The following is a 12,509-nucleotide window of genomic DNA, read 5'->3' on the forward strand; positions in this document are numbered from 1 at the left end:
TGACCTCGTCCGCCGCGAAGGCATCGCCCTCCGGCTCGAAGGGGAGGAAGGGCTCCTCCTGGTCAACGGTATCCTGCGCGTGGAACCGAAAACTGACGATGTCGCCTGTGAGAAACGTGATGGCGTCGGTTAGCGCGGAGATCACCTCCGGGCGGTTCCAGAAGCCGGGATTACGGACCGGCAGATCGAAGTCGAACTGCCGATGCCAGTCCTCGCCCATGTGGGGGCGGGTGGGACCCCCTCGCTGAACCTCGCTGTCGGCAGCGAAGACATAGGCTGCGATGTCGAGCAGATCCTGCAGGCGTGGTTCGATGGGCCGAACAAGCGCCGCCGAAATACGGTCGGCGCGCAGCCTAAACGTCGGGTCGGTGCCGTTCAGACGGATGCTAAGCGGTCCGCGTGCGCGATCAGTTCCCACCACCGCCTCAGGCATCGGCGTCCCTCTTGCGCCGAAGCTCCTCGGTGATCTTCTTCATCGCCACGGCGGCGAAGGCGGCAGCCTGCGGCGATCCGATCCGCCCGTCCTCATGCAGTCGCTTTCCGTACCACCCCGGGGCAAACTCCTGGATGATCCGCGTCGCTTCCTGGGTGTAGGTCTGGAGCGCGACATCGAACGCACTTCGGGCACCGGCATCGGGCAGGCGCAGTCCGGGCCCGGTCTGCATGGCCAGGGTTCGATCGAGCCAGTATGAGAGCGAGTCCGAGAGCAGGCGCCCGAAGAACGCCCGCGAGAGGGCCGCGATCCCGTTCGGACGGGACAGCCGTTGTGCCTCGATCTGGACGTCCCGGTCGGTTGCCTCGAACAAGCCTGGCAGGGCCGCGCCGATCTGATCGTTGAGCGTGCCGATGAGCGCGCGCCCCGCGAGTTCTCCGAAGTCCGTTCGGCGGCTGGCGGCGCGCGCGATGTCATCGAGCCGTTCTGAAGCGCCAGCGCAGATCTCGAACAGATCAGGCGACGAGCCAACGGCCAGATCGCTATCCCGCAACGACTGGGCGAAGTCGTCGCTTCGGGCCGAGAACGGAATCATCAGCAGAAGCCGGACGGCCTCAACGAACACGGGATCATTGGCAGCACGGAGAAGATCGCGTTCCGCGGCGATTGCGCTGGCTGCAAGGACAGTCTCGTCGGCGGCTTCGCTACCGAGGAGCTCGACAACCTGCCGCCACTTCCGTGACCCGGGCAACACCTGAAGATGGATATGGCCCATCCCAGGGACCTCCTCACTGCGGAGCAGTTTGCGCGACCGAGGTCTTCCGCGTCAATCGCTACCCGCGACCGGGACAGATCGGACAGATGGGACAGAAGATTCGGTAATCTGTCTCACGCGCGCGTGTGAGCAACTAATCGATTTAACCTGTCCTATCTGTCCCATCCGTCCCTTTGATGCCGGGACGCAGTCCGAAAGGCCGAAGCGCGTCCCCCGGCACCAGGCCCGGTGTCGCAAGTAGCGGCTGACCTCGAGACGCAGGGCATGAGCGGTCTCGAGGGCCAAAGCGACGGGGCGGCTCCGGCCGACAGGGATCGCGAAGGCAGCGGGACCAGCTCGGGCGTAAGCCGGGGGGCTGGTCGTCCTCTGCCTTCTGCTCGAGGGCTCACCAACCGACAGAGGGCTAAGAGGGAGGAGAGGGGCGCGCGCGAGGCTCGTGCTCGTCGCCGGCGTGTTCGACGTCTGCAGTTGAGCTCAGTCATCGAATGCGACCAACCATAGCTACACGGGACGAAGCGGATTCAGGCCGATGGCAGATTCCTACATGGGACATAAAGGTGGTTTTTTGGCGTCGGCGTAGAAGAAGGACTCTGATATACTAAGGCTCCAATTGGTTCGGGTGCGGCCCGAGAAGTTTTGTCATGGTTAAACTCTGCTATTAATGGATCACTCCGCAGGGTATCGCAAAAATGCTATGCACTGAGTTTTAGTTCAGGATTTCCAAGCTGGAGAAGTCTGCATGGATAAGTATATCAAGTTGGCTGCGCCGGTCTTCTTCAGCTTGTCACTCGGCTTTGTCAGCTTCTTTTTTAGCGAGCACCTCAGTGACCTTCGCGAGGGTCCAACCCTTGTTTACTCTTTGGATCAAGACTCGCAGCAGATATCCCTAACCCTTTCGAATGTCGGTGGCGAGACGGTAGAGGGCGCATTCATCTTGGACTGTGAGGTGTCCGCCTCCGTGTGCTTCGAAAAAGAGGCGGAAGAATCAGAGCTCGCCTTAAGCCTCACTCGAATCGGTGCCGTGGCCATAAGGCAAATTTCCGAAGGACCCGGTCATGGGGAAGGTCAGCTAAACCTCATGCTGACGCTCCCGCCGGACGCAACTGTGCAGATCACTGCGCAGAAGGCGCCAGATATCGAGCAGCCGATCGAGTTCAGTTATGCACCTCGGACTGAGCAGGTGGCGCGCATTATGGAAGAAAGGTGGATCACCGGAAAGCTCCTGCTACACTACATGGACATGCTCGCATGGGGACTTCTCGTGGTGCTCGTGGGTGCTGTTTCTTTTGGGATCTGGCTGTTCGTAATTCTTGCCCGGCGATTGTTTTTTAGGTCTGGGGTTTCTGACGACGCGGTTAATCTGAAGGGGTGAAGATGACGATGCTGCGACTTGCCGTATCGGCTGCCGGGTTGGCGACGATATCGCACTTAGCCTTAGCAGACGAGGTTCAGATCAAGGTCCAGGTGAACTTCCTGCCTGCGCCTCCGCGCACGCCCGGCTATGCTGTCTGGATAGAAGGGAAGCGTGTACACGCCTCTTCCGGCAATGAGGCAGTCACCATCGTTGTCCCCGAGTGCAGCCCGAATACCCGTGTCGATATTTGGCCGGCTGATAGCCGCTACACTGCGCCATCCATGTACTGCGACACTCCGCTAGTAGCTCAGGTTCGATATATCCGCACGGCAGCCCTGCTCTGGGGGGATGGTTCATCCGCCGGGGTTGACTACGCTGACGCTGTCCTTCCCGCTTTTATCGCAATAGCCGAAGCCGCCGCGGAAGGGGATGAGAAAGCCCTTACGATGCGGAACGCGCTAGATACCGACCACTCAAACCAGCTGCTCGTAGATTTATTCCGAGACGCTGGTGAAGACGCTGGGTCACCGGATCTCGAACTGGCTTACCAGATTCTCGCAGTCGATACGACGTTCCGTGCTGCCCGAGAGGATCCCGCAGATGGTTTGCTGCGAGTTGCCGACGATCTCGGGATTCCGATCCTCACACAGGAGGGAAATGCTAAGCTTGCCGAAATCGACCCAGAGTGGCTGCCGCCCATTCCAATAGAGGGGACTAGCAACCGTACTACAGAAATTGTGTCGGGCACCGGAACTTACGGCCGCGTCGTGCGAGTCGGTGAGCTGAAGGGTCTGCCTGTTTTTGATACCGATGGGCAACTCGTCGGACAGATCGGCGGCGTTTCGCAGGATGGTCAGGGCTCCGTCGTGCTCGAAGCGGGCGGCTTCCTTGGCATCGGTGAAAGCATGAAAGCCTTACCATCGGATGACATTATGCTGGGCGAAGGCCCTACGATCCGCACGCGTCTCGATGAGCAAGGACTGAGAGCGCTTCCTGATTTCAGTCAGGAATTTCTTTCAGAAGATGCCGCGATCGAGTTCCGTTTCGACGGTTAAGTGCGGTGGGATATAACAAACCGGCGAAGCCGTGAGTGCTGGCTTCGCTTACGGCTATGCTTTGGGCTTGCGGCACCGCTCGGGCCAAATCTTGGCGACGCAGAGAAGCTACCTTGGCCTTGTCGTTTCCATTGCAGCGACGAAGATGACAGCACCCGCGCGGTCAATCTCACGCACGATGGCATTACCTCCGAAGGTTGCTAATGTGTCGGAGGTTATGTCGATCTGCGTCACGGATGTTCCCCCCGTTCGACATTCCTCGGTGGAAATATCCCAGCTGCCTTGAACATCGCCTGGCAGAGATTGTCCAACGGCCGGCACCCCAAGGATCGCGAAGACGCCGATCGAGAGCGAGGCAGGGCTTGGCTTCATGTCAGTTCTCCTTAAACCTCTTCGCAGCAAATGAAGCCGATCTTTGAGGGTGGATACACTCACGTGTGGGACAGCTTCCAATTCGGCCCCTCCACCCGGGTCGTGCTGCGGCACGATTTTGGGCGACAGGGACGAGCAGGGACAGTTTTCCTATTATCCCCCGTATAGGGACTCTGAATTACCATACGCCCGATAGTCTGAAGTTTGTCCTTTTTTTCCCTGCGGCTTGTCATGGCCGTTGCCTCAGCCGGGTTTGAACGCCGCCGAGTCAACCGCCGATCCACAAGCGCTGAGGCCGTCGTCGCTCGCGCCAAAGTGCGGAAAAGTCGCCGCGGCTTCCGTGTCGTCTGCTGTCGCAGAATGTCGGAAAGTGTCATTCTTTCAAGCGGTTGCGAGATCTGATATGCTTGCGGCGAACCTTGCCTTGAGGGGCCGGAAACGCATCAGGGGGCATCATGGCTGGACAGAACATCACCGAGAACCGCGCAGCGCCCTTCGCCGGAGCCCGCGACCTGACCCGCCGCGCGGTCGCCGACCTGATCCCCTACGCCAACAACGCCCGGACACATTCCGAGGCCCAGGTGGCGGGCCTCGCCGGCTCGATCCGCGAGTTCGGCTTCAATAACCCGGTGCTGGTCGACGGCGCGAACGGGATCATCGCGGGCCACGGCCGGGTGCTGGCGGCCCAGAAGCTCGGGCTGAGTGACGTGCCGGTGATCGAGCTCTCGCACCTCTCTGAGACGCAGAAGCGCGCCTACATCATCGCCGACAACCGCCTGGCCGAGCAGGCGGGATGGAACGCGCAGCTGCTGTCGCTCGAACTGGGCGATCTCGCAGATCTCGACGTGGATCTGACCAGCCTCGGCTTCGAAGGCGCGGAGCTCGACAAGCTCTTGGGTCACGATGCGCCCGACCCGCACGAAGAGGAGACACCGGAACCACCTAGCGATCCGGTCTCCCGCCCGGGTGATCTGTGGATCCTCGGCTCACACCGGTTGATATGCGGCAGCTCGACCGATCCGGACACGGTGACGCGGATACTGAACGGCGTCACGCCGCATCTTCTCGTCTCGGATCCTCCCTATGGCGTGAATTATGACCCTGCGTGGCGCAACGAGGTGGGGGCAGCGAAGACCAAGCGCACCGGCAAGGTCCTGAACGACGACCGCGCCGACTGGCGCGAGGCCTGGGCGCTGTTTCCCGGCGAGGTCGCCTATGTCTGGCATGGCGCGCTGCATGCCGCCACGGTGGCCGAGAGCCTCGAGGCGACGGGCTTTGCGATCCGCAGCCAGATCATCTGGGCCAAGGAGCGGCTGGTGCTCTCCCGCGGTCACTATCACTGGCAGCACGAACCCTGCTGGTACGCCGTCCGTGGCACCGGGCACTGGTCGGGCGATCGCAAGCAATCGACGCTGTGGACGATCCCCGGCCGTGACCAGGACGCGAAGACGGTGCATGGCACGCAAAAGCCAGTGGAGTGCATGCGCCGGCCGATGCTGAACAACTCAAGCCCGGGGCAGGCGGTCTATGAGCCCTTCTGCGGATCGGGGTCGAGCATCATCGCCGCCGAGACCACGGGGCGGCACTGCTACGCGGTCGAACTGGATCCGGCCTATGTCGATGTCATCGTGCTGCGCTGGCAGGCTTTCACCGGCAAGAAGGCTGTGCTGGAAGGAGACGGCCGCACCTTCGGGACGATCGCCGCCGAGCGCCAGGGCACGCGGATCGCGCATGAACTTGCAGCGGCCGCATTGCTCAGGGCGGCGTCATGAGCCAGTCCCGCGCCACGTCGCTGATCGAGGCGGTGACCAACGTCACCGTGGGGTTCGGTCTCGTCCTCGTAGTCCAGGCGATGCTGTTCCAGGCTACGGGCATCAAGGCAAGCCTGCGCGAGCAGCTCGGGCTTTACATCGCATTCACTGTGCTCTCGCTCGCTCGCAGCTACGTCCTGCGGCGCGTCTTCACGAGGCTGGGCCGATGAACGGGTGCCACGGTGTCGTCATCCATGGCGTAGCCACCCGGGGGGGCGGTCAAAAGTCAGGCAGCCTTTGCCACGGGACCGGCGGCCTCGGCACGCGCGCGCGACCGCGAAATTGCCGACCGGGTATCCTCGAAGCCGATCACGCGAAACCCCGGCAATCGTTGGATCGTCGCGGCTCTGGGCAGCTTCGGTGAGGATGCGATGACTCGACCAACTCCGCAGATGAACAATCCGGCGCTTTCGAAGCAGGTGCGGCCATGAGAGGCCGCAAGCCGACACCGACCCGCCTCAAGCTCGTCGCAGGCAACCCCGGCAAGCGGCCGATCAACGGTGCCGAGCCGCAGCCCACCGCGGATCTGCCGACCTGTCCTGCCCATCTCAACCCGTCCGCCAAGGCCGAGTGGAAACGGCTCGCGCGGGACCTGAACCGGATCGGGCTGTTGACCATGGTCGACCGTGCCGCACTCGCGGCCTATTGCCAGTCCTATGGCCGCTGGGTCGAGGCGGAACGCAAACTCAAGGAGACGCCGATCCTCTTGAAGATGCCCTCGGGCTACATCCAGCACTCGCCCTGGCTCACCATCGCCAACAAGGAGCGCGAGCTGATGGCGCGCTACATGGCCGAACTCGGCCTGACCCCCTCCTCGCGCTCTCGGCTGGCGGTGGATGTCTCGGCCACCGATCCCGCTATCGCCGCCGTCTGGGCGCAGTTTGACATGTGAGGCCATGATGAGAACCGGACGCAAACCCATCCCGCGCAAGCCGACCCTGACGAGGACGCGCCTGAACGCGCTGCCGCGCTGCCCGAGCCACCTTTCCCATGTGGCTCAGAAGGAATGGCGCCGGTTGGCCACGCCGCTGCATGAAGCGGGGATCCTGACACTGGCCGACCGCTCTGCACTCGCGGCCTATTGTCAGGCTTACGGTCGTTGGGCGGAGGCCGAAACCAAGCTCGCCGAGACGCCCGCGCTGCTGAAAACGCCGAGCGGCTACGTCCAGCAATCGCCGTGGCTCTCGGTTGCCAACAAGCAGATGGAGCTGATGGGTCGCTTCATGGCGGAGTTGGGTCTGACACCGGTTGCCCGGGCCCGGCTCTCGATCGAGTTGCCGGAGACCGTGACGTTCCCGACGATGATCCAGCTCGTGCCTTACGAGGGCAAGACCCGCACCGAGGCGAAGGACGAGGGCCCTCGGGACCGTGCAGGCGAGGCTGAGACGAAGCCCGACGGAATAACGGCCAGACGGCCGATCAATTGACTACGTGATCTGGGCTCACCCGATGTACAGAACTGCGCAACCACCGTTACGCAGGTTTGTACGAGGACGGCCATGGCAGGATCGACGCAGCGCTACATCGCCTATGAGCGAGTCTCGACGGCGCGACAGGGTCGATCAGGCCTTGGCCTCGAAGCGCAGCGCCGCGCGATCGAGGACTTCCTCCGGTCTCGCAGCGCGACGCTCTCAGGTCGCTTCACCGAGGTCGAGAGCGGTCGACGCAACGACCGGCCTGAACTGTCCGCGGCGCTGACCCAGGCTCGGCTGACCGGCGCCACGCTGCTCATCGCCAAGCTGGACCGGCTGTCGCGTAACGCGGCCTTCCTCCTGCAACTGCGTGACAGCGGCGTTCGTTTCCTGGCCTGCGACATGCCCGAGGCCAACGACCTGACCATCGGCATCATGGCGCTGGTGGCGCAGCAGGAGCGCGAGGCGATCTCCCGGCGGACGCGGGAGGCCCTGGCTGCGGCGAAGGCGCGTGGCGTGAGGCTGGGCAATCCGAACGGTGCAGCGGCTCTCAGGCGCTGCGGCGATGACGGACGGGCGCTCCGCGCAGCAGTCTCGCGCAATGCTGACGCACATGTTGCCTCACTGGAGACTGTCATCGCCGGCCTTGACGCAGAGGGCGTGCGCAGTCTGCGGGGGGTCGCCGCAGCGCTCAACGCGCGTGGCATCCTAACACGTCGGGGTGGCCGCTGGCACGTCTCCACGGTCAGAAACCTGCTGGCACGATCAAGTGTCAGCGCTAAAGCGAATATGGGGCCCTAGCTGTTCAGTCCCGGCATCTGATGGATCGGATTTAGGATGAATCTGTCTGGCTCGGATGTCCAGATCTTGCAGATGTATTCATACGGTGTGAGCCCGCCGAGGGTCTTGAGCCGGCGGGCGAAGTTGTAGGCTGCCATGAAGTCTGACAGGTGGGTGCGGAGCTGGTCGTGATCGTCGTAATGGAAGCGTTTGACGGTCGCGTCCTTGATCGTGCGGTTCATTCGCTCGACCTGGCCGTTGGTCCACGGGTGGTTGGGCTTTGTGAGGCGATGTTCGATCCCGTTGGCCTCACAGATCATGTCGAAACGCATGGGCCGAGAATAAACGGTGTTGCGGTTCCGAGGCTGCTCGGCGAACTGAATGCCGTTGTCGGTGAGAATGGTGTGGACCTGATAGGGCACTGCTTCGAGCATGTGCTGCAGGAACTCCCAGGCCGTCTTCCTGTCTGCCTTGTCGACGAGCTGGGTCACGGCAAATTTGCTCGTGCGGTCAATGCCGACGAACAGAAACAGCTTGCCCTCAGCGGTCTGCACCTCGGCGATGTCGATGTGAAAGAAGCCGATGGGGTAGCGCTTGAACTTCTGGCGCTTCGGCTTGTCGCCCTCCACGTCAGGCAGCCGAGAAATGCCGTGGCGCTGCAGACACCGATGGAGCGCTGAGCGTGTCAGGTGCGGGATGGATGGCTGCAGGGCATAGAGGCAGTCGTCCAGCGGCAGCAGCGTGTGCCGCCGGAAAGCGACGATGGTCGCCTCTTCGGCCTCGGTCAAGATCGTCGAGCGCGGTTCTCTCGGCCCGGTCTTGAGGTCCTCGACCGTCTGGCGCTTGCGCCATTTAGCAACGGTCTTCGGGTTGATCCCAAGATCCCGGCTCAACGTCGCGAGCGAAGCTTGCGATCATTCGGGCCGACCCTCGGACCGATGGCGGGCCAGCCCTCATTATTGCAGCTCTGACGGCGTGCGTGGTCGTGGCGCTTCCGTGACGAACCTGGCCCATTATGCTTCCTTCCATTCCTGAGAAAGGATCGCACCATCAAACCGTGGGATCAAACACCTAAGTCTTGCGATAACGCTTCAATCGCTCGCAGAATGATCGCGCAGGTGGATGACCTGCACACCGCACTCGGTCAGGATCGCGTCCAAGCGGATGTCGTGCGGCTGCGGATAGATCGTGCCCAGTTCTGCGGCCTGAAGGCCAATGCCGATCACGAAGGGTCTCGAGTCGAGCGCGGCCAGCGTGCGATCGAAATAGCCACCACCGTAGCCGAGCCGGTAACCCTTCCGGTCCCAGCCCACGAAAGGGGCGAGCGCCACGTCCGGGGTCAGCACTTCGGCCTCGGGGGGCGGCACGGGAATGTTCCAGTCGCCGCGCACCATCCGCGTGTCGGGTGTCCAGCGGCGGAAGACCAGCGGGGCCTGCTTGACCTCGACCAGCGGAAGCGCGACCCGGACGCCGGCGTGGTGAAGGTCGCTCAAGACAGGGCGCAGGTCCGGCTCACCCTTGATCGGCCAGTAGCCCGAAAAGACGCGATCCCGCAGGTCGCCGAAACAGCGCGCAAGCAGGTCAAGCAGATGAGCCTGCAACGCGGTGGCAACGGCGTTTCGCGCCTCCACGCTCAGGTTCTGTCGCGCGGCGCGCAGTCGGAGACGCTCGGCCTGGCGCCAACGCGCGACGTCGCGCGCCTGTTCGGGATCGCCGCCAGCCATGCATGGCGACGAGGCGTAGCGTCTTCCCGTTTGGCTATCATCCGCCACCACTGGCCTCCTCCCGTACCTGGTTCGCGAGGTCATGCCGCCGCAGTCGCTGCAAGCTCACCATCGTGTCAACGTCGAGACAGCATCACCGTTCCGCAAGAGACGCGGTTGTCCGGTCGTCCCAACAATCGTCGTTGCTCATCAACGCCGAAATGTCTCGAGCACCTTCAACGCAGAGCGGGAACGGTATCTGGCGTTGCCTGCGCCTCTTCGACTGCTATGTGAAGCGAGCGGGCTATTCGTTCTGCGCGTTCGATTACATGCGTTGCGCCTGCTGGCGTGCAGACTTGGCGTGCCGTCTCGCGAAAGATGCCGAGCCAGCGTTCGAAATGCTCACCATTGATCGGCAGCATCACATGCGCAGGGACGGGGCGACCGTGGTAACGGCCGGTCATCAGCGCAACAGAAGACCAGAAAGCCACCATCCGAGCCAGGTGCGGTCCCCAATCCGTGATGCGCGCGGCAAAGATCGGTCCGAGGACGGGATCACTGCGGACCTTCGCGTAAAAGGCGTGAACGAGGTCGCGCAGGACGTCGTCTGTCAGGCCCGTCTCGGCCACGAGGGCAGCCGTCAAATGTGGGCGTGCGGACGCGATCGTTAATGTCTGTTCCGGTTCGGCTAGGGGGCGCGCTTGACGATGGGTCATGGCGTTTATCCTGTGTTACGCTGGACGAATGAACATGCGTTCTGCGTCGCCGCCCTGTCGTACTTCCGCTCGAATGTCGCGATAGGCGTGCCAGGTGGCGTGCCCAAGAAGTGGAAAGACGAGGATCAGTCCCGCGAACGCCGTGGCGATCGATAGGAGGAAGAGCCCAAGGACGACCGCGCCCCAAGCGAGCATGACAGGAAGATTGGCGGCCACCATCGCCATGCTGATCCCCATCGCCGAAAGCGCGTCCGTGCGTTCGGTCAGAAGCATCGGAACGGCAAAAACGCTTATCGCGAATGCAAAGGCCGCAAACAGCGCCCCGACGACGGTGCCCGTTAGGATGAGCGCCCACCCGGTCGGGGTGCGGAACAGCAACGGAATCAGCTCGTCTGTCCCGGGGAACGGATTGAGCCCGAAGAAGAGCGCATAGATCAGCACCGCGGCCCTGAGCCACAACATAAAGAGGCCGAGCAACATGACGCCCATGAAAAGCGCCTGATAGCCGGATCGCGGTGCCACCAGGATCATCGTCGCAAGGGGAGTCGTCTGATCCGTTTCTAGCCGCCTGCTCTTTTCGTAAAGTCCGCTGGCGATCAGCGGGCCTAGAACCATGAACCCGGCAAGCGCGGGGAACAGCGCATACTCATACCGGAACTGAAACAATCCCCAGATCACGATGAGAGAGATCAAGAAGACGCCCGCGCCATAAAGCAGGCTGGGCGCCGGGTTTCTCCACAGATCCATCCAGCCGGCGCGCAGCCATGCGAATGCGGTGTGCCACGGCAAGTGACGCGCCCGCAGGTTCTCTCGAGGCAGAGGCGGAACCACTTTCGGGATGATCCCGCCCGCATGAGGATTGTCAGGGGGCGGCGGATCGGTGCGGTCGCTCAGCATGACGGTTTCGCCGCGCGATGCGCGGTCCCTTCTTCAGTTGACGTAACGAGAACGCAATCGGGCTGCGAGAGGATGGCGACGGTCATCAGATGGGCGTTTGCAGCCACGAAGCCCAGAACGATAAGCCCGGCGGAGCCAAAGGCGAACAGGCGGGCACGGCTCATTCGCGTTCCTCCGCACCGAGATCCTGCAGGTAAAGCGTCAGCGCCATACGGTCGGCGATGGTCAACCGTTCCTCCCAGGCGGGCATCCAGCCTTGACGGCCCTCATTGATTGTCTCGAACATCACAGCGTCGCCTCCGCCATAGATCCAGGCATCATCTGTCAGATTGGGTGCTCCAATCTCTTGGCTGCCCGTGGCGTCATCACCATGACAGCTTGCGCAATTCTCGGCAAAGATCGCCTCTCCCTCGGAAAGACGCGCCGGGGTCGCCCGGGTTTCAAGGCCTGAAAGGGACTGGACATAATCGACCACCGTGCGGATTTGCGGACGGCTCAGGATACCGGTCTCGCCGAACGCGAGCATCTGGGCGAACCGGGTTTCGGGATGGGGTGAATTGATTCCCACACGAAGCGTTTCCATGATCGTCTCTGCGTCGCCGCCCCACAGCCAAGCATCGTCCACCAGATTGGGAAAACCCGGTCCGCCTGCCGCGTCCGACCCATGGCAGGCGGCGCAATTATCGCCAAAGAGCGACGGTGCGGTGCGCCGAACATGCTCCATCAGGGCGGCGTCATTGCGAATTTCGTCGGCTGCGCGCGTTGAAAGAGCCTGCGCCCATGTCGCGCGTTCGGCATTGGCCTCGGTCACGTCCCGCTCGACACGTTCCTGATCGTCGTAGTCGAGGAGGCCCTTGGTATAAGTCGTCACCAGCGGCCAGGCAGGCATCAGCACCCAATAGACCAACGCCCAAATGTGGGTGATTCCCACCGCCCACCAAATGGCCCTGGGCACCCGCGTGTTCAGCTCGGTGATGCCGTTCCACTCATGACCGGTAGTTTCGTGTCCGGTCAGCGGGTCGCGTTCCCTTACCGACATGGGCCGTCCTCATCGTCCAGAACGCTTTTGGCGGCCTTGTCGAACCGTTTCCCCAACGAGGGCCAGAAGGCATAGACAGTGATCCCCACCGACAGAGCGATCAGATAGATCAGGCCGAAGGACTTTGCGAAGGCGGACGTCGCCTCGTAGGTCAATTCCATG

The 12,509-nt window shown here is 62.5% G+C and carries 15 protein-coding genes and 2 pseudogenes; 7 read left to right on the forward strand and 10 right to left on the reverse strand.

Annotated features, from left to right (window positions below):
• Both MLD63_RS17460 and MLD63_RS17465 read right to left on the reverse strand, forming a co-directional pair.
• Positions 1–433, reverse strand: a pseudogene (locus tag MLD63_RS17460) (hypothetical protein); the annotation flags it as partial.
• Positions 426–1,208 (reverse strand): hypothetical protein, encoded by a 783-nt coding sequence (locus tag MLD63_RS17465; protein ID WP_255331195.1) that lies wholly within the window; start codon positions 1,206–1,208, stop codon positions 426–428. The gene MLD63_RS17465 and the pseudogene MLD63_RS17460, both read right to left, overlap by 8 nt.
• 739 nt (positions 1,209–1,947) lie before the next feature.
• Between MLD63_RS17465 and MLD63_RS17470 the strand changes: the two genes are divergently transcribed.
• Positions 1,948–2,580 carry a hypothetical protein gene (locus tag MLD63_RS17470; RefSeq protein WP_255331196.1) on the forward strand — a complete coding sequence of 211 codons (633 nt, stop codon included), beginning with the start codon at positions 1,948–1,950 and terminating at the stop codon, positions 2,578–2,580.
• Between the two features lie 2 nt (positions 2,581–2,582).
• Positions 2,583–3,617: a PRC-barrel domain-containing protein gene (locus tag MLD63_RS17475; protein ID WP_255331197.1), complete on the forward strand. Its 1,035-nt coding sequence runs from the start codon at positions 2,583–2,585 to the stop codon at positions 3,615–3,617.
• 108 nt (positions 3,618–3,725) lie between these two features.
• Here MLD63_RS17475 and MLD63_RS17480 read toward each other — a convergent pair whose 3' ends face one another.
• Positions 3,726–3,989 (reverse strand): hypothetical protein, encoded by a 264-nt coding sequence (locus tag MLD63_RS17480; protein WP_255331198.1) that lies wholly within the window; start codon positions 3,987–3,989, stop codon positions 3,726–3,728.
• A gap of 455 nt (positions 3,990–4,444) precedes the next feature.
• Between MLD63_RS17480 and MLD63_RS17485 the strand changes: the two genes are divergently transcribed.
• The 5 genes from MLD63_RS17485 to MLD63_RS17505 all read left to right on the forward strand — a co-directional run bounded on the left by MLD63_RS17485 (position 4,445) and on the right by MLD63_RS17505 (position 8,013).
• Positions 4,445–5,761 (forward strand): site-specific DNA-methyltransferase, encoded by a 1,317-nt coding sequence (locus MLD63_RS17485; RefSeq protein WP_255331199.1) that lies wholly within the window; start codon positions 4,445–4,447, stop codon positions 5,759–5,761.
• Positions 5,758–5,970, forward strand: a complete 213-nt coding sequence (locus MLD63_RS17490) for a DUF7220 family protein (protein ID WP_255331200.1) — start codon at positions 5,758–5,760, stop codon at positions 5,968–5,970. Before MLD63_RS17485 ends, MLD63_RS17490 begins: the two co-directional genes overlap by 4 nt.
• A 257-nt stretch (positions 5,971–6,227) precedes the next feature.
• Positions 6,228–6,692 (forward strand): phage terminase small subunit P27 family, encoded by a 465-nt coding sequence (locus MLD63_RS17495; RefSeq protein WP_255331201.1) that lies wholly within the window; start codon positions 6,228–6,230, stop codon positions 6,690–6,692.
• Between the two features lie 4 nt (positions 6,693–6,696).
• Positions 6,697–7,227 (forward strand): phage terminase small subunit P27 family, encoded by a 531-nt coding sequence (locus MLD63_RS17500; protein WP_255331202.1) that lies wholly within the window; start codon positions 6,697–6,699, stop codon positions 7,225–7,227.
• A gap of 72 nt (positions 7,228–7,299) precedes the next feature.
• Entirely contained in the window at positions 7,300–8,013 is a 714-nt protein-coding gene (locus MLD63_RS17505; RefSeq protein ID WP_255331203.1) for a recombinase family protein, read from the forward strand.
• Here the strand turns inward: MLD63_RS17505 and MLD63_RS17510 are convergent.
• From MLD63_RS17510 to MLD63_RS17540, 7 genes and pseudogenes are all read right to left on the reverse strand, one after another.
• A pseudogene (locus MLD63_RS17510) lies at positions 8,010–9,006 on the reverse strand (IS481 family transposase). The gene MLD63_RS17505 and the pseudogene MLD63_RS17510 sit on opposite strands and share 4 nt — an antisense overlap.
• 77 nt (positions 9,007–9,083) lie before the next feature.
• Complete coding sequence (locus tag MLD63_RS17515) at positions 9,084–9,716, reverse strand: 5-formyltetrahydrofolate cyclo-ligase (protein ID WP_255331204.1); 633 nt, start codon at positions 9,714–9,716, stop codon at positions 9,084–9,086.
• A 215-nt stretch (positions 9,717–9,931) separates the two neighbouring features.
• Positions 9,932–10,411: a group III truncated hemoglobin gene (locus MLD63_RS17520; protein WP_255331205.1), complete on the reverse strand. Its 480-nt coding sequence runs from the start codon at positions 10,409–10,411 to the stop codon at positions 9,932–9,934.
• 15 nt (positions 10,412–10,426) lie between these two features.
• Complete coding sequence (locus tag MLD63_RS17525; protein ID WP_255331206.1) at positions 10,427–11,308, reverse strand: DUF2189 domain-containing protein; 882 nt, start codon at positions 11,306–11,308, stop codon at positions 10,427–10,429.
• Positions 11,302–11,472, reverse strand: a complete 171-nt coding sequence (locus MLD63_RS17530; protein ID WP_255331207.1) for a hypothetical protein — start codon at positions 11,470–11,472, stop codon at positions 11,302–11,304. Before MLD63_RS17530 ends, MLD63_RS17525 begins: the two co-directional genes overlap by 7 nt.
• Entirely contained in the window at positions 11,469–12,347 is an 879-nt protein-coding gene (ccoP, locus tag MLD63_RS17535) for a cytochrome-c oxidase, cbb3-type subunit III (protein ID WP_255331208.1), read from the reverse strand. The genes MLD63_RS17530 and ccoP overlap by 4 nt, the downstream gene beginning before the upstream one ends.
• The gene (locus tag MLD63_RS17540; RefSeq protein WP_255331209.1) at positions 12,338–12,508 is read right to left on the reverse strand and encodes a cbb3-type cytochrome c oxidase subunit 3; all 171 of its coding nucleotides are present in this window, start codon (positions 12,506–12,508) and stop codon (positions 12,338–12,340) included. Before MLD63_RS17540 ends, ccoP begins: the two co-directional genes overlap by 10 nt.
• Position 12,509 lies beyond the last annotated feature (1 nt).

The organism is Paracoccus albicereus (assembly GCF_024359525.1).
Taxonomy (GTDB): domain Bacteria; phylum Pseudomonadota; class Alphaproteobacteria; order Rhodobacterales; family Rhodobacteraceae; genus Paracoccus; species Paracoccus albicereus.

Bases quoted from the DNA above. Each gene is read 5' to 3' on its own strand.
- MLD63_RS17465 (WP_255331195.1), bottom strand. From the start codon at position 1,208: ATGGGCCATATCCATCTTCAGGTGTTGCCCGGGTCACGGAAGTGGCGG.
- MLD63_RS17470 (WP_255331196.1), top strand. From the start codon at position 1,948: ATGGATAAGTATATCAAGTTGGCTGCGCCGGTCTTCTTCAGCTTGTCA.
- MLD63_RS17475 (WP_255331197.1), top strand. From the start codon at position 2,583: ATGACGATGCTGCGACTTGCCGTATCGGCTGCCGGGTTGGCGACGATA.
- MLD63_RS17480 (WP_255331198.1), bottom strand. From the start codon at position 3,989: ATGAAGCCAAGCCCTGCCTCGCTCTCGATCGGCGTCTTCGCGATCCTT.
- MLD63_RS17485 (WP_255331199.1), top strand. From the start codon at position 4,445: ATGGCTGGACAGAACATCACCGAGAACCGCGCAGCGCCCTTCGCCGGA.
- MLD63_RS17490 (WP_255331200.1), top strand. From the start codon at position 5,758: ATGAGCCAGTCCCGCGCCACGTCGCTGATCGAGGCGGTGACCAACGTC.
- MLD63_RS17495 (WP_255331201.1), top strand. From the start codon at position 6,228: ATGAGAGGCCGCAAGCCGACACCGACCCGCCTCAAGCTCGTCGCAGGC.
- MLD63_RS17500 (WP_255331202.1), top strand. From the start codon at position 6,697: ATGATGAGAACCGGACGCAAACCCATCCCGCGCAAGCCGACCCTGACG.
- MLD63_RS17505 (WP_255331203.1), top strand. From the start codon at position 7,300: ATGGCAGGATCGACGCAGCGCTACATCGCCTATGAGCGAGTCTCGACG.
- MLD63_RS17515 (WP_255331204.1), bottom strand. From the start codon at position 9,716: ATGGCTGGCGGCGATCCCGAACAGGCGCGCGACGTCGCGCGTTGGCGC.
- MLD63_RS17520 (WP_255331205.1), bottom strand. From the start codon at position 10,411: ATGACCCATCGTCAAGCGCGCCCCCTAGCCGAACCGGAACAGACATTA.
- MLD63_RS17525 (WP_255331206.1), bottom strand. From the start codon at position 11,308: ATGCTGAGCGACCGCACCGATCCGCCGCCCCCTGACAATCCTCATGCG.
- MLD63_RS17530 (WP_255331207.1), bottom strand. From the start codon at position 11,472: ATGAGCCGTGCCCGCCTGTTCGCCTTTGGCTCCGCCGGGCTTATCGTT.
- ccoP (WP_255331208.1), bottom strand. From the start codon at position 12,347: ATGTCGGTAAGGGAACGCGACCCGCTGACCGGACACGAAACTACCGGT.
- MLD63_RS17540 (WP_255331209.1), bottom strand. From the start codon at position 12,508: ATGGAATTGACCTACGAGGCGACGTCCGCCTTCGCAAAGTCCTTCGGC.